General features: G+C 68.2%; 26 protein-coding genes. 11 read left to right on the top strand and 15 right to left on the bottom strand.

Going from position 1 to position 25,742, the window contains the following annotated elements; genetic code table 11:
• Positions 1 to 21: 21 nt before the first annotated feature.
• From AC1MBE_RS01930 to AC1MBE_RS01900, 7 genes are all read right to left on the bottom strand, one after another.
• Positions 22 to 903, bottom strand: coding sequence for an esterase/lipase family protein (locus tag AC1MBE_RS01930; RefSeq protein WP_479780461.1), 882 nt, complete (start codon positions 901 to 903; stop codon positions 22 to 24).
• A gap of 243 nt (positions 904 to 1,146) precedes the next feature.
• Positions 1,147 to 2,304 (bottom strand): cation:proton antiporter, encoded by a 1,158-nt coding sequence (locus AC1MBE_RS01925; protein WP_479780459.1) that lies wholly within the window; start codon positions 2,302 to 2,304, stop codon positions 1,147 to 1,149.
• A complete protein-coding gene (locus AC1MBE_RS01920; RefSeq protein ID WP_479780457.1) occupies positions 2,301 to 3,305 on the bottom strand; it encodes a sensor histidine kinase in 1,005 nt (334 codons plus the stop codon). Before AC1MBE_RS01920 ends, AC1MBE_RS01925 begins: the two co-directional genes overlap by 4 nt.
• Before the next feature lie 8 nt (positions 3,306 to 3,313).
• On the bottom strand, positions 3,314 to 3,988 hold the full coding sequence (locus tag AC1MBE_RS01915) for a response regulator transcription factor (RefSeq protein WP_479780455.1): 675 nt from the start codon (positions 3,986 to 3,988) through the stop codon (positions 3,314 to 3,316).
• Positions 3,989 to 3,993: 5 nt separating this feature from the next.
• Positions 3,994 to 4,746 (bottom strand): DedA family protein, encoded by a 753-nt coding sequence (locus AC1MBE_RS01910; RefSeq protein ID WP_479780453.1) that lies wholly within the window; start codon positions 4,744 to 4,746, stop codon positions 3,994 to 3,996.
• An 8-nt stretch (positions 4,747 to 4,754) separates the two neighbouring features.
• Entirely contained in the window at positions 4,755 to 5,516 is a 762-nt protein-coding gene (locus AC1MBE_RS01905; protein WP_479780451.1) for a phosphatase PAP2 family protein, read from the bottom strand.
• A 102-nt stretch (positions 5,517 to 5,618) separates the two neighbouring features.
• A complete protein-coding gene (locus AC1MBE_RS01900; RefSeq protein WP_479782729.1) occupies positions 5,619 to 6,326 on the bottom strand; it encodes an endonuclease/exonuclease/phosphatase family protein in 708 nt (235 codons plus the stop codon).
• 205 nt (positions 6,327 to 6,531) lie between these two features.
• Between AC1MBE_RS01900 and AC1MBE_RS01895 the strand changes: the two genes are divergently transcribed.
• Positions 6,532 to 7,335 carry a thioesterase family protein gene (locus tag AC1MBE_RS01895; RefSeq protein WP_479780449.1) on the top strand — a complete coding sequence of 268 codons (804 nt, stop codon included), beginning with the start codon at positions 6,532 to 6,534 and terminating at the stop codon, positions 7,333 to 7,335.
• A gap of 36 nt (positions 7,336 to 7,371) precedes the next feature.
• On the opposite strand, the gene AC1MBE_RS01890 is transcribed toward AC1MBE_RS01895, so the two are convergent.
• Positions 7,372 to 7,755, bottom strand: a complete 384-nt coding sequence (locus tag AC1MBE_RS01890; RefSeq protein ID WP_346960719.1) for a DUF2177 family protein — start codon at positions 7,753 to 7,755, stop codon at positions 7,372 to 7,374.
• A gap of 16 nt (positions 7,756 to 7,771) precedes the next feature.
• Here AC1MBE_RS01890 and AC1MBE_RS01885 point away from each other — a divergent pair, with 16 nt between their 5' ends.
• Positions 7,772 to 8,521, top strand: a complete 750-nt coding sequence (locus AC1MBE_RS01885; RefSeq protein ID WP_479780447.1) for a lipoate--protein ligase family protein — start codon at positions 7,772 to 7,774, stop codon at positions 8,519 to 8,521.
• A gap of 8 nt (positions 8,522 to 8,529) precedes the next feature.
• On the opposite strand, the gene AC1MBE_RS01880 is transcribed toward AC1MBE_RS01885, so the two are convergent.
• The 4 genes from AC1MBE_RS01880 to AC1MBE_RS01865 form a co-directional block, all read right to left on the bottom strand.
• Positions 8,530 to 9,036: a DinB family protein gene (locus AC1MBE_RS01880; protein WP_479780446.1), complete on the bottom strand. Its 507-nt coding sequence runs from the start codon at positions 9,034 to 9,036 to the stop codon at positions 8,530 to 8,532.
• Between the two features lie 136 nt (positions 9,037 to 9,172).
• Positions 9,173 to 9,820: an MBL fold metallo-hydrolase gene (locus tag AC1MBE_RS01875; RefSeq protein ID WP_479780444.1), complete on the bottom strand. Its 648-nt coding sequence runs from the start codon at positions 9,818 to 9,820 to the stop codon at positions 9,173 to 9,175.
• A complete protein-coding gene (locus AC1MBE_RS01870; RefSeq protein WP_479780442.1) occupies positions 9,817 to 10,902 on the bottom strand; it encodes an S-(hydroxymethyl)mycothiol dehydrogenase in 1,086 nt (361 codons plus the stop codon). The genes AC1MBE_RS01875 and AC1MBE_RS01870 overlap by 4 nt, the downstream gene beginning before the upstream one ends.
• Before the next feature lie 112 nt (positions 10,903 to 11,014).
• A complete protein-coding gene (locus tag AC1MBE_RS01865) occupies positions 11,015 to 11,272 on the bottom strand; it encodes a mycoredoxin (protein WP_056739948.1) in 258 nt (85 codons plus the stop codon).
• A gap of 243 nt (positions 11,273 to 11,515) precedes the next feature.
• Between AC1MBE_RS01865 and AC1MBE_RS01860 the strand changes: the two genes are divergently transcribed.
• Positions 11,516 to 12,262, top strand: a complete 747-nt coding sequence (locus AC1MBE_RS01860) for an SOS response-associated peptidase (protein ID WP_479780440.1) — start codon at positions 11,516 to 11,518, stop codon at positions 12,260 to 12,262.
• A 106-nt stretch (positions 12,263 to 12,368) separates the two neighbouring features.
• A complete protein-coding gene (locus tag AC1MBE_RS01855) occupies positions 12,369 to 13,619 on the top strand; it encodes a hypothetical protein (RefSeq protein WP_479780438.1) in 1,251 nt (416 codons plus the stop codon).
• Between the two features lie 5 nt (positions 13,620 to 13,624).
• Here the strand turns inward: AC1MBE_RS01855 and AC1MBE_RS01850 are convergent, their stop codons facing one another.
• Positions 13,625 to 14,047 carry a VOC family protein gene (locus AC1MBE_RS01850; RefSeq protein WP_479780436.1) on the bottom strand — a complete coding sequence of 141 codons (423 nt, stop codon included), beginning with the start codon at positions 14,045 to 14,047 and terminating at the stop codon, positions 13,625 to 13,627.
• Positions 14,048 to 14,061: 14 nt separating this feature from the next.
• Here AC1MBE_RS01850 and AC1MBE_RS01845 point away from each other — a divergent pair, with 14 nt between their 5' ends.
• The gene (locus tag AC1MBE_RS01845; RefSeq protein ID WP_479780434.1) at positions 14,062 to 14,388 is read left to right on the top strand and encodes a chorismate mutase; all 327 of its coding nucleotides are present in this window, start codon (positions 14,062 to 14,064) and stop codon (positions 14,386 to 14,388) included.
• A gap of 12 nt (positions 14,389 to 14,400) precedes the next feature.
• Here the strand turns inward: AC1MBE_RS01845 and AC1MBE_RS01840 are convergent, their stop codons facing one another.
• Entirely contained in the window at positions 14,401 to 14,787 is a 387-nt protein-coding gene (locus AC1MBE_RS01840; RefSeq protein WP_346960712.1) for a hypothetical protein, read from the bottom strand.
• A 166-nt stretch (positions 14,788 to 14,953) separates the two neighbouring features.
• Between AC1MBE_RS01840 and AC1MBE_RS01835 the strand changes: the two genes are divergently transcribed.
• From AC1MBE_RS01835 to pdxS, 6 genes are all read left to right on the top strand, one after another.
• Entirely contained in the window at positions 14,954 to 15,283 is a 330-nt protein-coding gene (locus AC1MBE_RS01835) for a DUF6504 family protein (RefSeq protein WP_479780433.1), read from the top strand.
• Complete coding sequence (locus AC1MBE_RS01830; protein WP_479780432.1) at positions 15,280 to 18,843, top strand: DNA polymerase III subunit alpha; 3,564 nt, start codon at positions 15,280 to 15,282, stop codon at positions 18,841 to 18,843. Before AC1MBE_RS01835 ends, AC1MBE_RS01830 begins: the two co-directional genes overlap by 4 nt.
• A 147-nt stretch (positions 18,844 to 18,990) precedes the next feature.
• Entirely contained in the window at positions 18,991 to 20,997 is a 2,007-nt protein-coding gene (thrS, locus tag AC1MBE_RS01825) for a threonine--tRNA ligase (protein ID WP_479780430.1), read from the top strand.
• Between the two features lie 11 nt (positions 20,998 to 21,008).
• On the top strand, positions 21,009 to 21,668 hold the full coding sequence (locus AC1MBE_RS01820; protein WP_479780428.1) for an HIT family protein: 660 nt from the start codon (positions 21,009 to 21,011) through the stop codon (positions 21,666 to 21,668).
• Positions 21,658 to 22,296, top strand: a complete 639-nt coding sequence (pgsA, locus tag AC1MBE_RS01815; RefSeq protein ID WP_346960707.1) for a phosphatidylinositol phosphate synthase — start codon at positions 21,658 to 21,660, stop codon at positions 22,294 to 22,296. The genes AC1MBE_RS01820 and pgsA overlap by 11 nt, the downstream gene beginning before the upstream one ends.
• A 164-nt stretch (positions 22,297 to 22,460) precedes the next feature.
• Entirely contained in the window at positions 22,461 to 23,387 is a 927-nt protein-coding gene (gene pdxS / locus AC1MBE_RS01810; RefSeq protein ID WP_479780426.1) for a pyridoxal 5'-phosphate synthase lyase subunit PdxS, read from the top strand.
• A 270-nt stretch (positions 23,388 to 23,657) separates the two neighbouring features.
• Here the strand turns inward: pdxS and AC1MBE_RS01805 are convergent, their stop codons facing one another.
• Positions 23,658 to 25,670, bottom strand: a complete 2,013-nt coding sequence (locus AC1MBE_RS01805) for a M3 family metallopeptidase (protein WP_479780424.1) — start codon at positions 25,668 to 25,670, stop codon at positions 23,658 to 23,660.
• Between the last annotated feature and the right edge of the window lie 72 nt (positions 25,671 to 25,742).

The raw sequence follows: 25,742 nt of genomic DNA, 5'->3' as shown, positions 1-25,742 counted from the left end.
GCCGACCGGGCGGACTCCCGCCTAGAGGCAAGCGGGCTGGTAGGCAGGATCCGCCGGCTGGCCGGCGGGTCGCCCCAGCGCATTGGAGACCAGACGCTGAACCACCGGGTCGTTGGGCGCCTGGTCGTGTTCGATCAAGTCGGCGGGACACTTATCCTGGACGGTGATGTTGGTGACCTGCTGCGCAGGCCCTGCCAGGAACTGGCTCTGGTACGGCGTCACCACCTCGTCGTGCGTGGTTGAGATGACCGTGTAGGCCGGGCCGGGCACGGTGTCGCCGATGGAGTTGAGCGTGGCCAGGAAGGCCGAGCCCGCCTGCTGGTCCGTACAGGCCTGGCAGTTGGAGCCGCCCAGGGAGGTGGCCGGCGGCACGGAGTCCGGCGCGGGGGTGATCAGCCCCTGCGTGCCGTGGTTGGACGGGGCGATGCCGACCAGATGGTTGACTTTGTCCGCGCCGTCCAGGAATCCCAGGTAGTACCGCGGCATCATGCCGCCCTGGCTGTGTCCCACCAGGTCTGCTTTGGGCGCGCCGGTCGAGGCCAGCACGGCGTCGACGAAGGGGGCGAGCTCCGCGGCGGAATCGGCGACCGGGCCGGTAGCGTCGATGCCGTTCGTGGAACCGTAGTTGAGCGCATAGACGCAGTAGCCCTCACTCTTGAGGGCGGGAGCCAGGCTCGCCCAGTTCTTTGCCATGTTCTCGAAGGTCCCCGGGACCAGAATCACCGGGAAGGGGTGCGCCGTCGTGGGCTTGCACGACCAGTCGTTCGCTCCGGGAGGGGACACGTCGACGGTATCGGCATTGGCCGCGGGCGAAGCCGCCAGGGATCCGCAAAGGAGGGCAATGGCGCCCACCGCCGCGGAGGCGGCGCGCTTGGCTCGGGCTGATCTGCTGGACTGGGACACGGAAGTACCTCTTCGGTCGGGCCCCTCGGCACTGAGGGGTCGGTGTGGACGAACCGGAGTAAGGAATCTGCCCCTGCCTGTGATCCGGCTCACGTTGTTCCTTTCACGCTAGGGAAGTTTTCCTGCGGCGCGGAGAGTTCTGCACGTTTGTGCAGGGGTTTCTGGCCGCGCGGGGTTACTTTCCGGTAACCGGCCGGGTGAAGCTGCACGGATTCGCGTTTCCGGGGCGCCCGCCAGGCGGGTTCAGCGTTTGGCGTTGCCGGCTTCGGGGGGTCGGGCGAAGGTCTTGGCGGCCCGCGATCCAGCGACCGCACTTGCGGCCATGGTGACCAGCGCCCCCAGGAGCAGGGCGGCGTCTTCTCCCGGCAGCAGCACGTGGAGTTGCGTGCCGATGCTGGCAGCTGCCACCGGCACGCCCAGCTGGGCGGCCGAGAAGACACCCAGCGGCAGGGGGAGGCCCACCGCCCGCAGTCCTGCATGGAGCAGGATTGCCCCGATCCCCAGCGACAGCCCCAGCGCCACCATGTCCGGGTGGCCGGCGAGGTCGCGCAGGTTCAGGGACGCGCCCAGCCAGACAAAAAAGATCGGGCCGAGGAAGCCGTCGCTGACGGCGAAGAGCTGACGGGCCAGGCGTCTCGGTTCGCCGACGGCGGCCACCACCAGGCCGAACGAGAAACCGGCCAGCATGACCGAAACGTGGCCAAAATTGGCCAATGCGGCCAGCGCGAAGAGTAGGGCCAGCTGGATCCGTAGCTCGAGGGCGAATTTCCGTTCCTCGGAGAGGCGGTGCATGCGCTGGCGGGTGCCGCTGCGTTCCAGCGAGCGCAGCGCGAAGAAGAGCGCGACGGCAGCTGTCCCGACCGCGAGCGCCCCGACGGCGGCGCGGCCGGCGTTTGGCGGGTCCACGGCCAGTGGCACCGCAACGATGCAGGCGATGTCGGCGATGGCCACCTGTGCCGTCATGGCGATCACCTGGGGTCCGCCCAGGCGCAGCGAGTCGACAATCGGAAGGACCAGTGCAGCGGAGGAGGAGGCCAGCAGCACCACGTAGAGCGGGGCATGGCCGGTGCCGAAGGCCAGACCCATGCCGGTTCCGGCCACCACAGCCGCGCCGGCCGCCAGCGCTGCCCGGGTCAGGCCCTTCCCCAGGGCGGTCCGGATCAGCGGATCCCTCACCGGCACATGCGTCCCGGCGACGAACATCATCAGCGCGAAGCCGATGTTCGCCAGCAGGGTGAAGGTGTGGTCATCCGGATCGACCAGCGCGAACCCCGTCCGCCCGATCACCACGCCCGCCAGCAACTCGCCCAGGACCACCGGCAAGCGCCAGCGCACCGGCAGGGCGAGCAGGGGTCCGGCCAAGGCGACGACGGCGATCAGTGCCAGGGACAGGAAGCTCACCGCGCGCCGGTCCCGGCCGCGGGCAGGATGATCCGCATGAGCGTTCCTTCGGCGCCGGTCCGGGCAACCTCGACGGTACCGCCCGCGGCCATGGCGATCTCGCGCACCAGGGACAGCCCGATTCCGAAGCTCCGCTCACCCCGGGCCCCGTCCTGGCTGGCGGTCCTGACGAACCGGTCGAAGACCCGGTCCTGGTCCACGCCGGTGATCCCGGGACCGGTATCCGCGACGCTGATCACGGCCTGGTGCTCCTGCGCGGCGGTGGATATTGTGACGCGGCCGCCGGGCGGCGTGTGGGCCAGCGCGTTGTCCGCCAGCGCCAGCACCGCCCGGCGCAGGGCGTTCGGCTCAATCCTGGCCCGCGGCCGGGCCGTGGCGGCGAAGTCCAGCACGACGTCGTTAGTGGACGCCAGTTGCTGCAGGCTCTCAGCGGCGGAAGCTGCGATGTCGGCCAGCTCCACTGGCTCGGTCCCGGGATCCGGGCCGGCCGCGGTCGCGGCCAGCAACAGTTCGTTGACAATTCCGGTCAGCGTGGCCGCGTCCTCGCGGATCCTGGCCAGGTTCCGCCCCGGGGCGGAGTCCGGGACGACGTCGCGCTGCGCAAGCTGGATCCGGGTGTCCAGGATGGCCAGCGGTGTGCGCAGCTCATGGCTCGCATCCTGGACGAACCGGCGCTGCCGGGCCAGCGCCTCTCCCAGCGGGCGGATGGCGCTGCGGGCACTGAGCCAGCCGACGAGGCCGGCCAACGCGATGCCCGCCGCTCCGGCAATGAGCATTGCCTCCAGCAGATCCTTGGAATCCAGGTAGGCGTAGGTCCCGGAGGCTGCGGGGGGCGGCAACTCCGGCTGGGACAGTTTGTTCATTAGATAGCCGGCGGCGACGGCGAGCAGGCAGAGCACCATCACCGCGCAGGCGGCGGTGACGCGCACCGCCACCTTCAGCGAGGCCTTGCGGAGGGTGGACTGATCCGGCGTGCCGCCCGGCAGCGATTCCTTAGTCATGGGCTCCCTTAGTCACGCGCGTCGCCAATCTGGTAGCCGACGCCGTGGACGGTGCGGATCACCGACCTGGAGATTTTCCGGCGCAGGTGGTGGACGTAAGTATCGATCACGCCGGGCTGGTCTGTCGGGTGGAAGAAGCCGGCGAGCAGTTCGTCGCGGGTGAAGACCCTGCCGGGGTCCGCGGCGAGGGCAGCAAGCAGCTCGGCCTCTTTCGCCGTCAGGGATACTATGCCGCCGTAAACGGAGCGGATCGAACGCGACGCCGGGTCCAGCTCCCAGTCGCCGAGACTCACGGTCGCGGCGGGCGCGGTGTAGGTGCGGGTCAGGGCGCGCAACCGCGCGGCCAGTTCGCCGGCGTCGAACGGCTTGGTCACATAGTCATTGGCGCCCGCGTCCAGTCCGCGTACTTTTTCGTCCGGGGCGCCGAGCGCCGTCAGGACCAGGATCGGGGTGGAGATGCCCCTGGACCGCAGGGCGGTGATCACGGCAATCCCGTCCAGCACGGGCAGGCCGCGGTCGATCACCATCACGTCCCAGGCCTCGGTCAGCCCCAGATGGAGCCCGTCCTGCCCGTTGGCGACCAGCCGGACCCGGTAGTCCCGCTCCAGCAGTTCGGCGATGAGCGGGCCCAGGCTGGGGTCGTCTTCGACGAGCAGCAGGGACGGCCGGTCAGCGAGTGTCATGCCGCCTATTCTTCCGCGGCTGGTTCCCCGGTCGGCACGCGGTGGGCCGTGTCGTGGCCTGTTCCGCCGGCCCCGGCGGCCTTGCCGGCCCCGGCGTCGTCGCCGCGGTTGCTGCGCCGGCGCCTGAGGAACTGGATCACCCCGGGCACGACGGAGACGAGGACCATCACCACGGCGATGACGTCAATGTTCCTGGCGATGATCTCGTAGTGTCCCAGCCAGGTCCCGAGCAGGACGACCGACGTCGCCCAGGCCAGGGCGCCGACGATGTTCCAGAGGGTGAACAACCGGTACCCGTAGCGGCCGATGCCGGCGGTCAGTGGCGCGAACGTCCGGACCATCGGCACGAACCGGGCCAGCACAACGGCGGCGCCGCCGTGGCGGCGGAAGAAGTCCTCCGTGGTGGCCAGGTGGGCAGTCTTTAGCACCCTGGCATCGTCTTTGAACCAGCGCCGCCCGAACGTGCGCCCCAGCGTGTAGCCAACCTGGTCCCCGGCGATAGCGGCCGCGGTGACGACGCCGATCAGTACCGGCAGCGTCAGCTCCAGCTGCTGGTGCAGGAGTCCGGCCGTAAAGAGCAACGAATCGCCCGGCAGGAACGGGAACAGGACCCCGGATTCGACGAACACCATGGCGGCGATGACGCCCAGCGCGGCCGGGCCGAGGCCCGCGAGCAGGCTGGCCGGGTCCAGCAGGGAGGGGGAGCCGGCCGCGGCCGCCAGGGCCGGGACCAGGGCCGGGAGATGGATGCTGCGCACGGTCCTCCTCAGGGTCGGTTCGAACGTAGGAGTGCGCCGGAAGGCAGGCGTTCCACCAGCCGGGGCACGAAACGGTTCCACACTCCGGCGAGCAGGACCACCGCGGCGCCCGCGGCCAGGAAGCTGGCCGCGACGTCGGTAGGGTAGTGGACCCCGACATAGAGCCTCGACCAGGCCACGACCAGCGCCATGGCTGCCCCGACGACGGCGGCTGCCTTTGACCAGCGGGTTCCCCGGGCCAGGAAATACAGCGCGAAGGCGAGGGCCACGGCGAAGGAGACGTGGCCCGAGGGAAAGCTGTTGGAGCCGGTCTCCGGGGCGAGCGGATCGAAGAGCAGTTTCGGGTCGGGCCGTTGCCGGTGGATCAGGAGCTTGAAGGCTTCACTGGCCACCCAGCCGGAGCAGGCCGCCAAACCGAAAGCCACGGCCCTGACCAGGTCGCGGCGGACCAGCCAGAGGTACAGGGCGACGGCGCCGACCAGCACCAGCCCGGCGACCGGGCCAAAGAGTACGTTGATACCCATCGCCACGGCGGTCAGCGCCGCGGCGTGCTGCCGGCTCAGGCTCTGGTCCACGCCCAGCTCGACTGCGGTATCGCCGGGGACCAGCTGCACCGTCAGGCCCAGCGCGATGACGGCAGCGCAGAGCAGGGAGCCGGCCAGCAGCCAGTGCCTCGGCTGGGGGAGGGCCCGGAGGCGTGGCCGGGCGGCAGGGCGCGCCCCGGCACGGCGGGGTGGTGCACTGCGGTGGTCAGGGGCAGGTCCAGCCAATGGAATCCTCCGGCGTCAGGTGGCGACGCGGAAACGCGTCGCCACCCACTCTTCCCTGGGCCCGTTAAGAAACGCTTAAGAACCGGCCCAGCCAGGCGGCCGTCAGGCCGGCGCGGCCTCGTCCGGCATCCCCGGCGCGTTCTGGCCGTACTCCGCAGAGATGAGGATGGGCAGGTGGTCGGAGGCGCCGCGCGGCAGGGTTTCGACGCTTTCGATCATCAGGCCCTGGGAGGTGGCGAAGTCGAAGTGGCCCTTGAAGACCTTGTACCGGGTGTAGGTCCGCCGGTCGCTGAGCGAGAGCTCGTAGCCGGCGTCCTTCATCTGCTCGGTGAGGTACTTGGTGAAGAACGGGTAATTGAAGTCGCCCACCATCAGCGTCATCAGCCCGCCGCCCATGCTCAGCAGTTCCGCGTGCGCGGCGTGGATCTGGTTACGGCGCAGCGAGTTCGACGCCGTCAGGGGCGCCGCGTGGAAGGACGCGATGACCAGGTCGTGGTCCGTCTCGTTGTCGACCACGCGGGTGCCGATGAGGCGCTCGTGGGCCGGCGCCAGTACCCGGTCGTGCAGGGACTTCTTCAGCGCGAAGGTCTTGGTCTCGTACGCGGTGAAACGGTCCTTGCGGTAGTAGATGGCCAGGCCCAGGCGGTTGCCCCGCGTGGCGTCGGCAAGGTGAAGGTCGCCGATGCTCTCGGGCAGGTCTTCCGTGTCGCACTCTTGGAGGCAGAGGGCATCAATCTCGTAGCCGCTGGCCAGGGCCTCCAGTTCGCCGCTGGCCTTGTGTTTGCGGAGGTTGTAGCTGATTACGCGGATCAGGGGGAGCACCTCTTCGCAGAATAGTGGGGGTAAAGCTGATCCCGAGTCTACCCAGTCCGGCGGAACACATGGGAACAATGCGGGCCAGCTGGTGCCCGTGCCGCCCCCGGCAGCCCCCGCCGCAACCGCACGCTGAAGCGGCGGTGGCCGCAGGCGATAGGGTAAGTGGGATTCTCTGAACGATGCGGCGAAAGGGTCGACGTTGACTGCTGAACTACCGGTGCTGGCCGAAGGTGATTTCTACTATCAGGTGCTGGGGGAGGGGCGGTTCCGCTCCACCATCCACGCCCAGGGCGCCTGGAACGCGCACGAGCAGCACATGGCGCCGGCGTCGGGCATCATGGCTGACTGCCTGGCCCGGCACGAGCTGCGGGAAGACATGCGGATGGCGCGGATCAGTTACGAGATCCTCGGTCTCATCCCGGGCGGCGAGTTCGAAGTCACCACCACTACGCTGCGCCCCGGACGGACCATCGAACTGCTGCAGGCCGAACTCGTCGCCGGCGGCCGCGTGGCGATCCGGGCTACGGCCTGGCGGATGATCACCTCCGACACCTCCGCCGTTGCCGCCTTCGAAGACCCCCGGATCCCCGCGCCGGAGGACTGCGAACCCTACGACGCCGCCACCGTCTGGCCGGGCGGGTATATCGCCTCGCTCACAATGCGGATCGCCGAGGGACACCGCGCCGGCTCCGGGACCGTCTGGCTGCGCACCGACCACCCCCTCACGGACCGGGCGGACAGCAGTGAACTGGCTCGGCTGATCGGCCTGGTGGACACGGCCAACGGGATTGCCGCGCGGGTTCCGCCGGGCAAGGACAGCTACGCCTTCCCCAACCTGGACCTGCAGATCCACATGTACCGGCGGCCGGAGGGCGAATGGCTGGGCCTGGACAACGAGGTCTCGTTCGGCACGGACGGCATCGGCCTGACCTCCACGGTGCTGCACGACCTGCAGGGTCCCTTCGGGCGGGCCGAGCAGATCCTGACGCTGCGCAAAAGCTAAGAGCGAGTCGGCGCAGGGGCCGGCCGGTCCGGCGGGTCAGTGGAAGACGAGCCAGCCGACGGTCGTGGCCAGCCCGGTCAGGAATGCGCCCCACGCGATGTCCGCCACGACGATCGCCAGCGGCCAGTTCTTCAGCGTGGCGGCGTTGGTGAGGTCGTAAGTGGCGTAGGCGAACCCGCCAAGTGCGGCGCCGTACCCCAGTGCGGTGAGCCAGCTGCCGCCGTCGAGCGCCGGGCGGAGCGCAAAAAAGACAATCCCGGCGATGTACAGCACGTAGAACACCACGGCGTACCCTAGATGGGGCTTGTCCGCCATCAGGTGGCCCAGGTGCCGGCGGTAGAACTTATTCATCGACTTGAGCCAGACGGCGTCGATGGCGGCGAACGCGGCGGCTACCACCAGGAATTGCAGAATTAGCATAAGGGAGCATAACAACATGCAGCAGGGCGTGGCCGGACCCCGGACCTTGACGGTGTTCCGGCAGGAGCACTCGCTCGGCGCCGCGGCAGACCTGGACCTCGCCCTGGAGCTGCTGCAGCGGGTGAAGACCGGAGCGCTGGGGCCCATGCTGCGGCTCTACCGGCCCGCGCCGACCGTGGCGTTCGGCCAGCGCGACACGCACCTGCCCGGTTTCGACGCCGCGGCGCAGGCCTGCCGGGCGCTGGGCTTCGAGCCGTTGGTCCGGAAGGCCGGCGGCCGGGCCGCCGCCTACCACGAGGGGACCTTGGTGATCGACCACCTGGAACCGCACGCGGACGCGATCGCGGGGGCGAAGGGGCGGTTCTCCTTCTTCGGCGAACTGCTGGCACAGGCACTGCGCGACGCCGGCGTGGACGCGGCCGTCGGGGAGATCCCCGGCGAATACTGCCCGGGGGAGTTCAGCGTCCACGGCCAGGATCCGCGGGAACCGCAGCACCGGATTAAACTCATCGGCACTGCCCAGCGGGTGGTCTCCGGTGGCTGGCTGTTCAGCTCCGTGATTATCGTGGAGAACTCGGCGCCGATCAGGGCCGTGCTCGAGGCCGGCTACGCGGCCCTGGGACTGGACTGGGACCCGGCGACGGCGGGCGCCGCTGATGACCTGGTGCCGGGAATTGACGTGGCGGCCGTCGAGGCGGCCGTACTGGGTGCCTACGGCCGCTACGCCTCTCTCCGCGACGGCGACTTCGCAGCCCTGCCGGCCTAGCCAGGGACTCAGCCGGCGGTGCGCGCCGCGAGGAGCTGCTCGCGCAGGATGTCGGCGTGCCCGCAGTGCTGGGCGAGTTCCCGCAGCAGGTGCAGATAGACCCATCTCAGAGGCAGCGGTCCGCGCCGGTTGCCGGTCACCGGGTCGTCCAGTCCCAGCGGCGCGGTCCGGCCGCGTGACTCCGCACAGGCCAGCCGGTACGCGGCCTGGACGCTTGCGATGGTGTCCCCGTCGTCCAGGACAAAGGATTCGTCCGGGGTCGCCGGTATGCCGATCTCTTGCCGGCTCCGGCCCGTGACGGCTTCGTCGAACCAGACCTTTTCCACGAACGTGGCGTGCTTGACCAGCCCCAGCAGCGTCGTGCGCGAGGGGACCAGGGAGGCCCGGGCCTCGCGCTCGCTCAGCCCGTCAAGGCAGTCGTGCAGGGCGGCCCGGTGCTCGTCGAGGAAGGCCTCGAATTGCTCCTTCAGGTCAGCCGCGAAGATGCCCGGATCCATGCTGGGGAAAGTGTTCATGGGCCCACAGCCTAATACGAGGTGGCCGGAAGGCTGCCGTTCGCAGGCCGGGCAGGCAGGCCCACCGGCGGCTGGCCCCCTCCGTAACTCCGGACGGGGCCAGCAACAGGGCTTGGAGGGCCGGGCCGCCGCGGGGCTAGTGTCCCCGCGTGATCCATTCCGCAAGCTGCGGCGCTTCGGCGCCGATCGTCGTCGAATCACCGTGGCCGGTGCGCACCACCGTGTCCGCGGGCAGTGTCAGCAGCCGGGACTTGATGGATTCGATGATGGTCGGGAAATCGCTGAAGGACCGGCCGGTGGCGCCGGGGCCGCCCTGGAACAGCGTGTCGCCGGTGAAGACGGTGCCCTCGCTCTCCAGCTGGAAGCTGACGGAGCCGGGGGAGTGGCCCGGCGTGTGGAGGGCCACCAGGCGTGCGCCGGCGACGTGGAACGTATCGCCGTCGGCGAGGTCGTGGTCCGGCTCGGTGCCCGGAAAGACCCGCTCCCACAGCATCCAGTCCTCCCGGTTCAGGTAGACCGGGGCTTTGACCAGACCGCGGAATTCGCCCACCGCGGCGATGTGGTCGTCATGGCCGTGGGTGAGCAGGATCGCGGTGACTTTCCGGCCGGCGACGGCAGTCGCGATGGCGGCGGCGTCATGGGCCGGATCGATCACCACGCATTCCCGGTCGTCGCCGACGATCCAGACGTTGTTGTCCACGTCCCAGGTGCCGCCGTCCAGCGAGAACGTGCCCGAGGTGACCAACTGCTCAACCCGCAGGCCCGTGCCGGAAACGCCGCTCACAGCTCGACCACCGAGCGGAGCACGGCACCGGAGTGCATCTTCCCGAACGCTTCCTCGATCTGCTCGATCGTGATCCGCTCCGTGACGAAGGCGTCCAGGTCCAGCCGGCCCTGCCGGTAGAGGTCGATCAGCATGGGGAAGTCGCGGGACGGCAGGCAGTCGCCGTACCAGGAGGACTTCAGCGAGCCGCCGCGGCCGAACACGTCCAGCAGCGGCAATTCCAGGGTCATCTCCGGGCTGGGGACGCCCACCAGGACCACGGTGCCGGCAAGGTCGCGGGCGTAGAACGCCTGCTTGTACGTCTCCGGCCGGCCCACGGCGTCGATCACGACGTCGGCGCCGAAGCCGCCGGTCAGCTCGCGGATCGCCTCCACCGGGTCGACTGCGGAGGAGTCCACCGTGTGCGTGGCGCCGAGTTCCTTGGCACGTTCGAGCTTCTTCGGGTCGATGTCCACCGCGATCACGGTGGTGGCGCCGGCGAGCGCCGCGCCGGCAACGGCCGCCACGCCCACGCCGCCGCAGCCGATCACGGCGACGGAGTCGCCGCGCTGGACGTCACCGGTGTTGATCGCGGCGCCGAGTCCCGCCATAACGCCGCAGCCGAGCAGGCCGATTGCGGCTGGGTCGGCGTCGGGGTCGACTTTGGTGCACTGGCCGGCAGCGACGAGGGTCTTTTCGGCGAACGCGCCGATGCCGAGCGCGGCGGTGAGCTCGGTGCCGTCCGCCAGCGTCATCTTCTGCTTGGCGTTGTGCGTGTTGAAGCAGTACTGCGGCTCGCCGCGGCGGCAGGCCCGGCACTCGCCGCAGACGGCGCGCCAGTTCAGCACCACCCGGTCCCCGGGGGCCACCTCGGTGACGTCGGGGCCGACGGCGCTGACCACACCGGTGGCCTCGTGGCCCAGCAGGAACGGGAAATCGTCGTTGATGGCGCCCTGCTTGTAGTGCAGGTCGGTGTGGCAGACGCCGCAGGTAAGGATATCCACCAGGGCCTCGCCGGGTCCGGGATCCGGGACCAGGATGGTTTCCAGGGTGACGGGTGCGTCCTTGGAACGGACTACTGCGGCTTTGACTTCGTGGACCATGGGGCTGGCTCCTTTCATCACCGCTGCCTGGCGGAAGCGGCACGGCGCGGGCTCCTGGGGTTAGCCGGGAGTCCGCGCCGCAAGTGGTGTGGGGGTGTCCTGAAAAGGTGGCTTAGGCCGCGAGCCGGCTCTTGACCTCGGCCGCGGAAGGGTTGGTGGCGGCGGTGCCGTCCGGGAAGAGCACGGTGGGGACCGTGCGGTTGCCTCCGTTGAGCTGCTCCACGAGTTCGGCGGTGCCCTCGACTTCCTCGATGTTGATCTCGGTGTACCCGATGCCCTGGGCGTCCAGCTGCTTCTTCAGCCGGTTGCAGTAGCCGCACCAGGTGGTCGAGAACATGGTGATGGTGCCGGAATCGGGGGTGAAATCCACGAAGGTCTCCTCAAAGCTGGTTGACGGCGCTGGTTGACGGTGATGAGTGGCAGCGCCGGTTGCCGATATAAGTCGTACGTCACTGTCAATAACCGTAACCCGAAGCCCGCTATTCCCGAAGGCGCTGGGGGCGGCCTGACCTCGGGGTCCTGTTTACCGGACGTGTTCCCCGCCGTAATACCCGGCACTATTCCCGGTGGCCGTCCGGATGACACAGATTCGGCACGGTGGCATGCTGGTGCCATGTGTGGACGCTACGTGATGGCCCGGGCCGTCGGGGACCTGCTGGCCGAGTTCGACGCCGAACTGGAAGAAGAGATCGTGATTCCGCCGTCCTGGAACGTCGCGCCGACCGCCGACGTGCCGATCCTGCTGGAGCGGCTGGTGGACGGCGCGCCCGTGCGTCAGCTGCACCTTGCCCGCTGGGGACTCGTGCCGTCCTGGGCCAAGGACCCCGGCATCGGCTCGAAAATGATCAACGCGCGCAGCGAGAGCGTGCTGGAGAAGCCGGCCTTCCGGAAGGCCACCCGCGCCCGGCGCTGCGCCGTTCCGGCGGACGGCTACTACGAGTGGAAGGGCGAAGGCCGCGGCAAGCAGCCGTACTACGTGCACCCGAAGGACGGCAGCCCGGTGGTGTTCGCCGGGCTCTACGAATGGTGGAAGGACCCGTCCAAGGCCGAGGGGGACCCCGAGCGGTGGTTGCTCTCGACGTCGATCCTCACCACCGACTCGCCGCCGGAAGGCTACGCGGACGGCATGCTGGCGGAACTGACGGCCCTGCACGACCGCGTCCCGCTGCCGATGGACCGTACGACGATGGAAACCTGGCTGGACCCGCAGGCCGGGGACGCCGCCGCCCTCGTGGGCCTGGTCCGGGCCGGCGCGCACGACGTCGCCGAGGGCTGGCGGATCGACGCCGTCGGCACCGCCGTCGGGAATGTCAGGAACGATTCCCCGGAGCTGATCGAGCCGGTCGGCAGCCTGTTCTAGGGGACGCGCGCCCCGGACGTTGCTACCTTCCACGCCGCGTGCGGGTTTGCAGGCCGGGACGAAGGTACATTTGTCCCGATGAGAGTCTGGGTCAACCAAGGGGGCAATGGTGACAATTTTTGGTCGTGAGTCGGCTACCGCGGTCTATCGAATCCGGCGAAGGGCCAGTGGGCTGCGGTGGATCATCCTCAGCACTGCACTTGCTGTGATTGGCCTTCTCGGGGTCTGGATTACCATCCCGGAATGGATCAACATGCTCCTGGCGGCAGTCTCATTTGCGTTGCTGTACATGGAGGTGAGAGCCCACCGGCGCTCAGTTGCGTCGACGGTGTTCGAGCCGCGCGTGAGCGATTCCTTCGACAGCGTGGCGCAGGCGACAAGCAACCACGGTCGGTTCACTTATCGGAAGTTTCCACACGGATCGTTCCTCTCGGATGCACTGGTGAGCGCGGCCATACGGCACGGACTGGAGGCGAGGCTGGATTCCGAACCCTTCACGGTGCCCCCGGCACTCAGCGCCCTCGGCCAACGCTTTCTCGACGAAAAGATCAAGCTTAGGCATGTCTTTGACGGGCCCATCCTTGGCTGGAACTCCAACGTCGGTGTCGGGACGGCCGCGTCTGAGCTGCCTCGCTGGATAGATTTTCAGCCCGCAACCTACTTTCAGCACATCGCAACGGACCAACTTGCACTCCACGACGTAAGCCAAGCTGGTCGTTTCACCGCAGACCACGGGCGAAGACTATTCATTAACCGGCGCGGGGCGCTCAGGGACTTCCACGACTCATGGCTTGTGAACGTGGTTGGCACCTCTGTCATGGCATTCACCAGCGATGGCAAGCTGCTCATAGTGGATCAGGGAATTCATAATCTCAATAGCGGCGGACAGTTGGCTCCGAGCGGCTCGGGTGCGCTGGAGCCCCGAGATTTTCAGGGTCGCGCTTCGCTTTCGCTGGCGGAATTGGCGGCTAACGGGGCCAACCGTGAGCTGCAGGAAGAAGCCGGAGTCCTTGCCAGCGAGATACGGGCGAGCTACTTTCTAGGCTTCGGACGCTGGCTCGAAAAAGCGGCGCGTCCCGAACTGATGACACTGAGTCTGCTCTCCGTGGACTCGCACGTTCTGGAACAACGAATGACCGGGAAACTTGAGAAACCGTTTGTTCGTGGACGCACATTCACCAGGCTTGTGGGTGAACCGGATGAATGGGGATCGTCGCCGGATACAATGCTCGAGCCCCAGTACCGGGGAAGGCTCTCCCTGCCGCTTTCAGTGGGGCTGGCGCTATTGAGTGAATTCGTCGCAGCGGGCGGCCCATCGGCAGAAGTGTTTTCAACCCACGTTATCGCCGGCGACTAGGGCGCCTAGACCGTGACCTTTCCGCCGGCGTCGACCGTCCAGGTGGGGTTGAAGGCGACCTCCCAGCGGAAGCCGTCCGGATCGGCGAAGTAGCCGGTGTACCCGCCCCAGGGCTGGGTCGTGGGCGCCGCCACGACGGCGGCCCCGGCAGCCTCCGCCTGCCGCATTATTGTGTCCACCGCGTCGGCGCTGCCCACGTTGTGGCTGAGCGTAATGCAGGGAACGCCGGCGGGGGCGTCAGTGGCCGCCTCGGCCTGCATCTGCCCGGCGTCCCAGAGCGAGAGTATGAGGCCGTGGTTGGCCTGCAGGAAGATGACCTCGCCGGGAACCTCGCGATGGACCGGCCAGCCGAGGCCCTGAACGTAGAAGCGGCGCGAGGCGTCAACGCTGCGGACACCCAATGAGATGAAGTCGACTCGTGGTTGCATCTTTCGATACTGTCATGGACATGTCCACACATCACCGTGACGCCAAAGACGCCCAGGCCGACAAGGAACAACTCGCCGCCGTGCGGGTGGCCGTCGACGAGGTGGACGAGCAGATTGTCGCGCTGATCGGGCGCCGTGAACGGCTGATCCGGATCGCCGGTACCCTCAAGGCGGACAGCGCCGAGGTCCGTGCCCCCGGCCGGGTGGAGCGGGTCCTGGAACACGTCAAGTCCACGGCGGAGCAGAAGGACATCGACACCGAAATCGTTGAACAGACCTACAAGGCCATGATCGACGCCTTCATCAGGCTCGAGCTGGATGTGTACAAAGCCACCAGCTAGGGCTGGGCTCTTCTAGAGCGACTCCTCGACGGGCACGTTGGCCTGGTAGTCCCTGCCCTCGCAGTCGCTGTACGCCGTCATCAGATGGCCCTTGGTCAGCCCCATCACCGTGCTGAGCGGAAAGTTCCCCGTGATGGTGTTGCCGGAGTGCTCCACACCCTTGAGGTCAAAGTTCTCCTCCGTGCCGTCATGGCTGAAGCAGAAAAAGGACACGGCCTCGCCGTTCATGAACTCGATTTCCATCCGGCGCTGGTGCGAGTGGTCCGGAGTGGCCGCCACGAGGCCCACCACGTAGGCGCCGGAACTCGGAATGTTCCCGTCTATATCGAACTTCGCCACCAAGGTTGAATCCTTGGCGGCGATGCTTACGTGCTTCAGGAGTGCGCTGTGGGAGCTCATAGCTCAATCCTGCTACCTGTGCCTTCGTCCGTCCACCCCCATCTAGGTTTTGTCCCGGGCCCGGCGTAGACTTGAATTGTTCGAAGATATATTCGAATAACTGCCAGGATCTTTTCTTCATGAAGCACAGGGTCCTTGGTGCAATTCAGCGCGTATGGGAGGCAGCATGGGGATGTTCAGCGAGTCGGTGGACGTCGCCTGCGCCCCGGAGGGCCAGCCGCTGTCCCTGGAATGGGCCGGGCAGCACTACGTCGTCTGCGCCGAACCGCTCCGCTGGTTTGAACGGCGCCAGTGGTGGGCCGAGGAACAGCGGGCGCCGCTGGGCGGCGGCGCCGGGCTGGTGGACCACGAGATCTGGCGGGTCCAGGTCCGGGAGGAACGCAACCCGGAGCGGACACTCACCCTTGACCTGAGCCGGCATCTGGGCAGCGGCCGCTGGCGGCTGTTGCGGATCCACGACGCCCTGCACACCCTCCGGAAGCCTGAATCGGCATGAGCTTTACCCACCTGCACGTATCCACCGCGTTCAGCGCCCACTACGGGGTGTCCTGGCCGGAGGAACTGGCCGCTGCCGCCGCCGCGGACGGGGCCACGGCGCTCGCCTGCACGGACCGCGACGGACTCTACGGCACGGTCAAACACCTGAAGGCCTGCATGGCGGCCGGGCTGGACCCCGTCGTGGGGGTCGACCTGGCAGTCTTTGACGACGACGGCGACCACCGCACCCAGCTCGGCGGGCGCGTCGTCGTGCTGGCTCACGGGCAGAACCGCGGCGCCGGCTACCGGGCGCTCTGCCGGCTGGTCTCCGATGCCCACGCCCGCACCACGGGCAAGGCCGGGGGAACGGTGCCCGTCGCCGTGACCAGGGCGGAACTGGCCTCCCGCGCCCTCGATCCGCAAACCCTGGAACCGGTCCTGACCGTGCTGATCGGCCCGGACTCCGACGTCGGCCGGTCCATGGGGGGCCGGCGGTACCTCCGCCCCCGCACGCTCTTCAAACGCTGGCTGGACGCCATGCCGGCCGGAACCCTCGCCGCCGAGGTGGTCTCCCAGCTCAGCCCGCCCGGCGAACCGCTGAGCACGGCCCACGCGGTGCGGATGATCAAACTCGCCGCGGAACACGCCGTCCCCGCGGTGCTGAGCAACGCGGTGCGGTATTGCGCCGAGGACGGGGCCGCGACGGCCGACGTGCTGGACTCCGCCCGGACGCTGAAATCCCTGCCTGAGCTCTCCGCCGCGCCGCTGCTGCAACCCAACGGGCAGGGCTGGCTGAAATCCGCCGCGCAGATGCAGCGGCTGGGCCAGGAAATCATGCACGCCGCCGGCTACGGCGCAGCGGACCTCAAGAGCCTGCTGGCGCACACCGAGGCGCTCGCGGACCGCTGCCGGATGAATCCGGTCACGGACATGGGCTGGAAGCAGCCGGTGGTGCCGGAAGCCGCGGTGATCGGGATCGCGGGGGACCCGCTGGTGGAGCTCACCCAACGCTGCGAGGCGGGCATCAACCGGCGCTTCCCCGGGATCACCGGGAAGCCTGCCGAAGAGCTGCGCGCCCGGCTGGAGCACGAACTGCGGATCATCGACGGCCTGGGTTTCGCCTCCTATTTCCTCACCGTCGCCGAGGTGTCCCGGATGATCCTGGACATGGGTGTCCGGGCCGCCGCCCGCGGCTCGGGCGCCTCCAGCCTGGTGAATTACCTGATTGACGTCAGCCAAGTCAATCCCTTGCAGCACGACCTCATCTTCGAACGCTTCCTCTCCCGGGACCGGGCCACCCTGCCGGACATCGACATCGACGTCGAAAGCGCCGAACGGCACAACGTGTACCGGAAGATTTTTGAGCGCTTCGGCTCCGAGCGCGTCACGCTGATGAGCATGCAGAACGGCTACCGCGCCCGCGGTGCGGTCCGCGACGCCGGCCTGGCCCTGGGCATGGACGGCGGCGACATCGACGAGATCGCCAAGCAGCTGTGGCGGTTTTCGGCCCGGAACTTCCGCGAGGCGCTGGTGGAGAAACCGGAGCTGAAGGAATTCGCCGGCCGGGTGGAGCAGCGGGACTTCGCCGAAAACCAGCAGCTGGACCTGCTGGTGGACCTGACCGAACGGCTGGACCGGTTGCCGCGCCACATCTCGATGCACCCTTGCGGGGTCATCCTGGGCGACGCGACCCTGCTGGACCGCACCCCCGTGCAGCCCAGCGGCCTGGGCCTGCCGATGAGCCAGTTCGACAAGCACGACATGGATCCGATGGGCATGCTCAAACTCGACGTCCTGGGCGTCCGCATGCAGAGCGCCATGGCCTTCGCCGTCCGGGAGGTGATCCGGCTGCATCCGTCCAAGGCCGAGGTGGTGGCGGCCGGCCAACACCCTTCGGGGCCGGACGGCGCCGGCCCGGACTACATCGCCGCGGACGGCCGGATTGACCTTAATGCCGTCCCGCTCGACGACGAACCCACCTATGAGCTGATCCGCAGCACCCACACCCTGGGTTGCTTCCAGATCGAGTCCCCAGGCCAGCGGGAACTGATTGGCAAGCTGGCGCCCAGGGAATTCAACGACCTCATCATCGACATCTCGCTGTTCCGGCCCGGACCGATGAAGTCGGACATGGTCCGGCCCTTCCTGGAACACCGGCACGGATTCGCGCCGGAGGTGTACCCGCACCCGGACCTCAAGCCGGTACTCCAGGAGACCCATGGCGTCACCGTCTTCCATGAGCAGATCCTCAAGACCTTCGATGTAATGACCGGTTGCGGGCTTGCCCGGGCCGACGAATTCCGGCGTGCCCTCGGCAACGAGGTACTGGAAGGCAAAGTGGAGGAATTCTTCCGTCGCGAGGCCAAAGCCCGGGACTACACGCCCGAGGTGGTGGACAAGGTCTGGGGGACCCTGAAGGCCTTCGGCAGCTTCGGCTTCTGCAAGGCCCATGGCGCCGCCTTCGCCGTGCCCACGTACCAGTCGGCCTGGCTCAAGACCCACCACCCCGAGGCGTTTCTGGCCGGCCTCTGGGAGCACGACCCCGGCATGTACCCCAAGCGGCTGCTGGTGGCCGAGGCCCGGCGGCTGGGGATCCCCATCCTGCCGCTGGACATCAACCGCAGCCAGGCCGAGTACCGGGTGGAACGCGTGGAGACCGGCCCGGACCGGGGCAAGCTGGGCATTCGGCTGAGCATCAACGGGATCTTCGGGCTCTCCGGGGCCGAGCTGAAACGGATCGTCGCCGGCCAGCCCTACGACTCGCTCGCGGACGTGCGGGCCCGCGCCCGGCTCAGCAAGCCGAGTATCCAGCGGCTCGCCCAGCTGGGCGCCTTCGACTCGCTGCACCGGGCCTCCGGGGGAACCGCCAACCGGGCCGACCTGGTCCAGCACCTGCAGCGGTTGCAGGCCCGGCCGCAGCGCAAGGGCGCCGAGGTGATCGAGGGGCAGCTCGCCTTGCCGCTGGGCGACGTCGAGCTGAAAAACCTCAAGGGCGGGCTGCCGGCCCCCACCCTGGTGGAAACCGTCCGCGCTGAACTGAACCTGATGGCGCTGGATGTCAGCGGGCACCTGATGGCCAGCCACCGGCCCCTGCTGGAGCGGCTGGGCGTCACGACGGCGGACAAGCTGCTGGGATTGCGCAACGGCACCGAAGTGCTGGTCGCCGGGGTGCGGGTGGCCACCCAGACGCCGCCGATGCGCGGCGGCCGCCGGGTGGTGTTCATCAGCATCGATGACGGCACCGGCTGCGTGGACTCGGTCTTCTTCCATGAGGCCCAGGAACAGTCCGGGCCGCTGCTGTTCGGTACCCGGCTGCTGCTGATCCGCGGCACCACCCGGCGGACCGGGCCACGGGGGATCAGCATCAGCGCTTCGATGGCCTGGGACCTCAGCCGCACCGATACTTTGCCCTTCCCGGCCCCCGCCGGGACGGCTGCAGCTGCCGGGGCTGCCGGGACTGTTGCCGGAGATGCCGCCGGCGACGGTGCAGCCCCCGCCACGGCCGGCGCGGAGCTCCCGGTCCCGGGTCCGCTGGACGGGATCCGCCGGACCCTGGCCATCACCGGATTCTCCGGCTGAACGCTGGCTGACCGGCGGCTAAACGGCGGCCGACCGGCGGCGGGGTGCGTTGGTTGGCCTCTCCTGAACCCGATAGCATGGATGAGGCTGGCTGTGGTCCCCGTACGCCACAAGCTACGAAGCCTTAACTTTGAATAGGAGACACCCGTGTCAGATGCCCAGCAGATCACCCTTCTCGTCGACGGCGAAGAGACCAAGGTGACTACCGGGACCACCGGCGCGGAACTCTTTTTTGAGCGCCGCGACGTCGTTGTGGCCCGCGTCAACGGCGAGCTGAAAGACCTGGACCAGCCGCTGCCCGAGGGCGCCACGATTGAAGGCGTCACCATCGACTCCCCGGACGGCCTCAACGTGCTGCGCCACTCCACCGCCCACGTGATGGCCCAGGCCGTGCAGCAACTGCGCCCCGACGCCAAGCTCGGCATTGGCCCGTACATCACCGACGGTTTCTACTTCGACTTCGACGTCGAGGAGCCGTTCACCCCGGAAGACCTGCGCCAGCTGGAAAAGATGATGCAAAAGATCATCAACCAGAACCAGAAGTTCGTCCGCCGGGTGGTCTCCGAGGACGAGGCACGCGAGGCCATGAAGGACGAGCCGTACAAGCTGGAACTGATCGGGCTCAAGGGCGCCGGTTCCGACGCGGACGGCTCCAGCGTGGAGGTGGGCGGCGGCGAGCTGAGCATCTACGACAACGTGGAGCGCAAAGAAGGCACCGTCGTCTGGTGCGACCTGTGCCGCGGCCCTCACCTGCCCAACACCAAGCTCATCTCCAACGCCTTCGCCCTGACCCGCTCCTCCGCGGCCTACTGGCGCGGCAGCGAAAAGAACAAGCAGCTGCAGCGCATCTACGGTACCGCCTGGCCCACCAAGGAAGCCCTCAAGGCCTACCAGGAGCGGATTGCCGAGGCCGAGCGCCGCGACCACCGCAAGCTCGGGGCCGAGCTGGACCTCTTCTCCTTCCCGGACGAGCTGGGCTCAGGCCTGCCGGTGTTCCACCCCAAGGGCGGCATCATCCGCAAGGCCATGGAGGACTACTCCCGCCAGCGCCACGTCGACGCGGGCTACGAATTCGTCTACACCCCGCACATCACCAAGGGCCACCTCTACGAGGTTTCCGGGCACCTGGACTGGTACCGCGACGGCATGTTCCCGCCAATGCACATCGACGCGGAGCTGAACGAGGACGGCACCGTGCGCAAGCCCGGCCAGGACTACTACCTGAAGCCGATGAACTGCCCGATGCACAACCTGATCTTCCGCTCCCGCGGGCGCTCCTACCGGGAACTGCCGCTGCGGCTCTTCGAATTCGGCTCGGTGTACCGCTACGAGAAGTCCGGCGTGGTGCACGGCCTCACCCGCGTCCGGGGCATGACCCAGGACGACGCCCACATCTACTGCACGCGCGAGCAGATGAAGGACGAGCTGACCAAGACCCTCAACTTCGTCCTCGGACTTCTCAAGGACTACGGGCTGGAGGACTTCTACCTGGAACTGTCCACCAAGGACCCGGAGAAGTTTGTGGGTTCGGACGAGGTCTGGGAGGAAGCCACCCAGACCCTCGCCGAGGTCGCCCAGGAATCCGGCCTGGAGCTGGTCCCGGACCCGGGCGGAGCCGCGTTCTACGGCCCCAAGATCTCGGTGCAGGCCCGCGACGCCATCGGCCGGACCTGGCAGATGTCCACGATCCAGCTGGACTTCAACCTGCCGGAGCGCTTCGAGCTTGAGTTCCAGGCTGCGGACGGCACCCGCCAGCGCCCCGTCATGATCCACCGGGCGCTCTTCGGCTCGATCGAACGCTTTATGGGCGTCCTGACCGAGCACTACGCCGGGGCCTTCCCGGCCTGGCTCGCCCCGGTCCAGGTGGTCGGCATCCCCGTGGCCGAGGCATTCAACGACTACATGTTCGACGTCGTCGACCAGCTCAAGGCCGCCGGGATCCGCGCGGAGGTGGACATCTCCTCGGACCGCTTCCCGAAGAAGATCCGCACCGCCAGCAAGGACAAGATCCCGTTCGTGCTGATCGCCGGCGGGGACGACGCCGAGGCCGGCGCCGTGTCCTTCCGTTTCCGCGACGGCAGCCAGGACAACGGCGTGCCCGTTGCCGAGGCCGTCCGGCGGATCGTCGACGCCGTCCGCAACCGGGCCAGCTAGGGGAGCAGCACGTGCAGGAGACCACAGGCGCTGTCCCGGAATACCCGGGCGATGACGGCGTAACCGACGACTTTGGCCTGGCCGGGGTGCCGGACGCCTTCCAGCGCCTGTGGACTCCGCACCGCATGGCCTACATCAAGGGCGGCCAGCACCAGTTCAAAAACCCGGACGACTGCCCGTTCTGCGTCGCCCCCGAACGTGAGGACGACGATTCGCTGATCGTCTACCGCGGCCGGTTCTGCTACGTCGTGCTCAACCTCTTCCCCTACAACCCGGGCCACCTCCTGGTCTGCCCCTACCGGCACATCCCGGACTACACGGACCTGACCGTCGAGGAGACCGCGGAGTTCGCCGAGCTGACCCAGACGGCCATGCGCGTGCTGCGCAAGGTCGCCAACCCCACCGGCTTCAACTTGGGCATGAACCAGGGCGTCACCGGCGGGGCCGGCATCGCGGGCCACCTGCACCAGCATGTGGTGCCGCGCTGGGGCGGGGACGGTAACTTCTTCCCGATCATCGCGCAGACCAAGGCGATCACCCAGACCCTCGGCGAGGTCCGCCAGCAGGTCGCCGAGGCGTGGCCCCAGGGCGAAGGCCAGGGGGAAGGCCCGGGCGATGGCGCGGCGGACACCACGGGAACGACGGCGTCCGGGGCAGCCGATGCTGAATAAGCACGCCCGCGGCTTCTTCACCGCCCTGTTCTCGCCGCTGGCCCGCTGGTTGCTGCGGGTAGGTGTCTCGCCGGACGCCGTCACCATCATCGGCACCGCCGGCGTGGTGGTCGGCGCCCTCGTGTTCTACCCCCTCGGCCAGCTCTGGTGGGGAACGCTGTTCATCACCGCGTTCATCTTCTCCGACGTCATCGACGGCATCATGGCCCGGATGCAGGAACGCGGCGGGCGCTGGGGCAACTTCCTGGACTCCACCCTGGACCGGGTCGCCGACGGCGCCCTGTTCGCCGGCGTCGCCATCTGGTTCTTCACCGGCGGCGCCGATACCCCCATCGCGATCGCCGCCGTCGTCTGCCTGGTGCTGGGCATGGTGGTGTCCTACGCGCGGGCCAAGGCGGAGGCGCTCGGCTACCACGCGAACGTGGGCATCGCCGAGCGCGCCGAACGGCTGGTGTCCGTCCTGGTGGTCACCGGCTTCACCGGGCTCGGACTGCCCACCGTGGTGCTGTTCGCGACCCTCTGCCTGCTCGCCCTGGCCAGCTTCGTGACGGTGGTGCAGCGCATCGCCTCAGTGCACCGCCAGTCCCTGGAGGAGACCGCGGGGAGTCCCGCCGAGCCGGCTGCCTGAGCGGTGTAACCGGAATACAAACAGGCCGCGGCGGGGGACTAGTATTAGCTTTACCGGCCAATGGTTCCCGGTAATCCGGTGTGCGCGGGCCGCTGCATGCGAGATTGTCATCTGCGTGCCGTCCGCGCCCCGGCGAGGTCATCTATCTACCCATAGGGGTTTTTGTGTCTACACCTGATGTAAGCAGCGAAGCCGGCGCGTCCGCCAAGAACGTAACGGGCAGCAGCCGCGTCAAGCGCGGCATGGCGGAGATGCTCAAGGGCGGCGTCATCATGGACGTCGTCAACGTCGAGCAGGCCCGCATCGCCGAGGATGCCGGTGCCGTGGCCGTGATGGCGCTGGAACGCGTCCCCGCCGACATCCGCGCCCAGGGCGGCGTGTCCCGGATGAGCGACCCGGACATGATCGACAAGATCATCGACGCTGTCTCCGTGCCGGTCATGGCGAAGGCCCGGATCGGCCACTTCGTCGAGGCCCAGGTCCTGCAGTCCCTCGGCGTTGACTACATCGACGAGTCCGAGGTCCTGACCCCGGCCGACTACACCAACCACATCGACAAGTGGAACTTCACGGTTCCCTTCGTCTGCGGTGCCACCAACCTCGGCGAAGCGCTGCGCCGCATCAACGAGGGCGCGGCCATGATCCGCTCCAAGGGCGAGGCCGGCACCGGCGACGTCTCCAACGCCACCACCCACATGCGCCAGATCCGCGCCGAGATCCTGAAGCTCGCCTCACTGCCCGAGGACGAGCTCTACGTCGCCGCCAAGGAACTGCAGGCCCCGTACGAACTGGTCAAGGAAGTTGCCTCCACCGGCAAGCTTCCGGTGGTGCTGTTCACCGCCGGCGGCATCGCCACCCCGGCTGACGCCGCGATGATGATGCAGCTCGGCGCCGACGGCGTCTTCGTCGGCTCCGGCATCTTCAAGTCCGGCAACCCGGCCCAGCGCGCCGCCGCCGTCGTGAAGGCCACCACCTTCTTCGACGACCCGGACGTCATCGCCAAGGCCTCCCGCGGCCTGGGCGAAGCCATGGTGGGCATCAACGTGGACGAGATCCCGCAGCCGCACCGCCTCGCGGAGCGCGGCTGGTAATACGCGCTTAGCGGCGCCGGGCGGCGCTGATCCTCTGCCGTTCGGGCGCTTCTCAATGGCCGGGGCGCAGGGCGCCCCGGCCATTGAGCCTCTGCGCCCTCTCTTATTAAGCCGAGCGAGTTAGGCGCGCTTCGCACCAAGCCCGTACCACGACGGCGGCCGGTCACGTTTTCGGGTGACCGGCCGCCGTTGTTTGGTTTTCCCGTCGATTGCTCCGTAGGTGCCCTTTAGAGGGTTCTAACCGGCGCCTACGGAGCAATCGATGAAGGGTCAGTCGAGGCCGCGGCGCTTGAGCAGCGGCTCGAGTTCGGCGTCGCGGCCGCGGAAGGCGCGGAAGGACGCGAGCGGGTCGCGGCTGTTGCCTCGGGAGAGCAGCTCGGCCCGGAAGAAGTCGCCGTTGGCCCGGGTCAGGCCGCCGTTTTCCTTGAACCATTCCACCGTTTCGGCGTCGAGCACTTCGCTCCAGATGTAGGAGTAGTAGCCCGCGGCATACCAGCCTCCGGCGAAGATGTGCTGGAAGTAGCCGGTGCGGTAGCGCGGCGGGATCAGGTTGTGAGCCACCCCCGCCGCGGCCAGGGCCTTGGCCTCGAACTCCAGCGCGTCCTCGGGGATGTCCGATCCGTCCAGGACATGCCAGGCGAGGTCCAGCAGTGCCGCGCCAAGGTATTCGGTGGTGCCGAAACCCTCGCCCCAGAGCGCCGCTGCGTTGAGCTTGTCCACGGCCTCCTGCGGCAGCGGCTCGCCAGTGGCGTGGTGCTTGGCGTAGTTCGCCAGCACTTCCGGCCACATGATCCACATCTCGTTGACCTGCGAGGGGTACTCGACGAAGTCGCGGGGCACGGAGGTGCCGGCGAACCGCGGGTAGGTAACCGAGGAGAAGAGGCCGTGCAGGGCGTGGCCGAATTCATGGAAGGTGGTCCGCAGCTCGTCCAGGGTCAGCAGCGTGGGCTCACCGGTGGGCGGCTTGGAGATGTTGAGGTTGTTGATCACCACAGGCCGGGTGTTCAGCAGCCCGGACTGCTCCACGAGGGAGTTCATCCACGCCCCGCCGCGCTTAGAGTCCCGGGTGTAGTAGTCGCCCAGGAACAGCCCCAGATCGGTGCCGTCGGAGTTTTTGACCTCCCAGACCCGGACGTCCGCGTGGTAGCCGGCCAGGTCGGTGCGCTCATGGAACGTGATCCCGTACAGGGCGGTGGCGGCGAAGAAGACGCCGTCCCGGAGCACCCGGTCCAGCTCGAAGTAGGGCCGCAGCGCCTGCTCGTCCACGGAGTACCGCTCACGCTTCACCTTGGCCGAATAGTAGGCCCAGTCCCAGGCCTCCAGCGGGTGGCCGGCCACCTCCGCCAGCGCCTCGGCCTCGGCGTCGGCATTCCGGACGGCCGCCGGGGCGAGGCGGTTCATCATGGCCTGCACGGCTTCGAAATCGGGAGCGGTCTGCTGGTCCACGCTGAGCTCGGCGAAGTTGGCGAAGCCGAGCAGGCCGGCCTTCTCGGCGCGGAGCCGGACCATGTCCTTGACCAGGTCCAGCACGTCGAGGCTGCCGCCGCCGCTGCCGCGGCCGATTGAGGCCTCGTAGAGCCGGCGCCGCACCTCCCGGTTCTCCAGCGCGGCCATGGCGGGCTGGTTGCTGGGCTGGATCAGGGTCAGCAGGTACTTTCCGTCGTGCCCGGCGGTGCGTGCGGCTTCGGCGGCGCTGGCGACGTCGTCCGCGGGCAGGCCTGCGAGCTCGGCGGCGTCGTCCAGCAGCAGTGAGGCGGACTTCATGCCCTCCTTGACGCGCTGGCCAAACTCGGTGCCCAGCGTGGAGAGTTCGGCGTTGATGGCCTTGAGCCGCTCCTGGCCGGCCTCGTCGAGCTGGATGCCGGACTGGCGGAACTCCTTGAGGTATTCCTCCACCAGCCGGGCGGATTCTGCGTCGAGCCGGTCGGTGTTGATCGCGGCGAAGCGCTCGAACAACCCCCGGTTCAGGTACACGGCATCCTGGTGGGCCGAGAAAGCGGGGGAGAGCCGGGTCTCCAGCTCACGGATGGCGTCAGAGGCGTCCGCGGAAACCAGCGTGAAGAACGACGCCGCGGCCCGCTGCAGCAGTTGACCGGAGCGTTCCATCGCCAGCGCAGTGTTTTCGAAGGTCGCCGGCTCCGGGTCCGCCACGATCGCCTGAATCTCGGCGAGGTGCTCGGCGAGGCCGGCCTCGACGGCTTCGGAGTAGTGCTGGACTTCGATGTCCGCGAACGGCGGCAGTCCGTACGGCAGGGTGCTGGGGCTCAAAAGGGGATTGGTCATGAAACAACTCTTTCATGCAAGGGGCCGGTTCTCAATGAACTGCTAAGCGTGTTGTGACCCGGGCCACCGTAC

Source organism: Arthrobacter sp. BG5, from assembly GCF_056680155.1.
Note: the sequence above shows the minus strand (reverse complement) of the source record. Positions and strands in the feature narration are given on the sequence as shown.

Bases quoted from the DNA above. Each gene is read 5' to 3' on its own strand.
- AC1MBE_RS01840 (WP_346960712.1), bottom strand. From the start codon at position 14,787: ATGAGCTCCCACAGCGCACTCCTGAAGCACGTAAGCATCGCCGCCAAG.
- AC1MBE_RS01805 (WP_479780424.1), bottom strand. From the start codon at position 25,670: ATGACCAATCCCCTTTTGAGCCCCAGCACCCTGCCGTACGGACTGCCG.
- AC1MBE_RS01855 (WP_479780438.1), top strand. From the start codon at position 12,369: ATGGTGACAATTTTTGGTCGTGAGTCGGCTACCGCGGTCTATCGAATC.
- AC1MBE_RS01830 (WP_479780432.1), top strand. From the start codon at position 15,280: ATGAGCTTTACCCACCTGCACGTATCCACCGCGTTCAGCGCCCACTAC.
- AC1MBE_RS01870 (WP_479780442.1), bottom strand. From the start codon at position 10,902: ATGGTCCACGAAGTCAAAGCCGCAGTAGTCCGTTCCAAGGACGCACCC.
- AC1MBE_RS01845 (WP_479780434.1), top strand. From the start codon at position 14,062: ATGGACATGTCCACACATCACCGTGACGCCAAAGACGCCCAGGCCGAC.
- AC1MBE_RS01880 (WP_479780446.1), bottom strand. From the start codon at position 9,036: ATGAACACTTTCCCCAGCATGGATCCGGGCATCTTCGCGGCTGACCTG.
- AC1MBE_RS01915 (WP_479780455.1), bottom strand. From the start codon at position 3,988: ATGACACTCGCTGACCGGCCGTCCCTGCTGCTCGTCGAAGACGACCCC.
- pgsA (WP_346960707.1), top strand. From the start codon at position 21,658: ATGCTGAATAAGCACGCCCGCGGCTTCTTCACCGCCCTGTTCTCGCCG.
- AC1MBE_RS01920 (WP_479780457.1), bottom strand. From the start codon at position 3,305: ATGACTAAGGAATCGCTGCCGGGCGGCACGCCGGATCAGTCCACCCTC.
- AC1MBE_RS01860 (WP_479780440.1), top strand. From the start codon at position 11,516: ATGTGTGGACGCTACGTGATGGCCCGGGCCGTCGGGGACCTGCTGGCC.
- AC1MBE_RS01835 (WP_479780433.1), top strand. From the start codon at position 14,954: ATGGGGATGTTCAGCGAGTCGGTGGACGTCGCCTGCGCCCCGGAGGGC.
- AC1MBE_RS01850 (WP_479780436.1), bottom strand. From the start codon at position 14,047: ATGCAACCACGAGTCGACTTCATCTCATTGGGTGTCCGCAGCGTTGAC.
- AC1MBE_RS01890 (WP_346960719.1), bottom strand. From the start codon at position 7,755: ATGCTAATTCTGCAATTCCTGGTGGTAGCCGCCGCGTTCGCCGCCATC.
- AC1MBE_RS01885 (WP_479780447.1), top strand. From the start codon at position 7,772: ATGCAGCAGGGCGTGGCCGGACCCCGGACCTTGACGGTGTTCCGGCAG.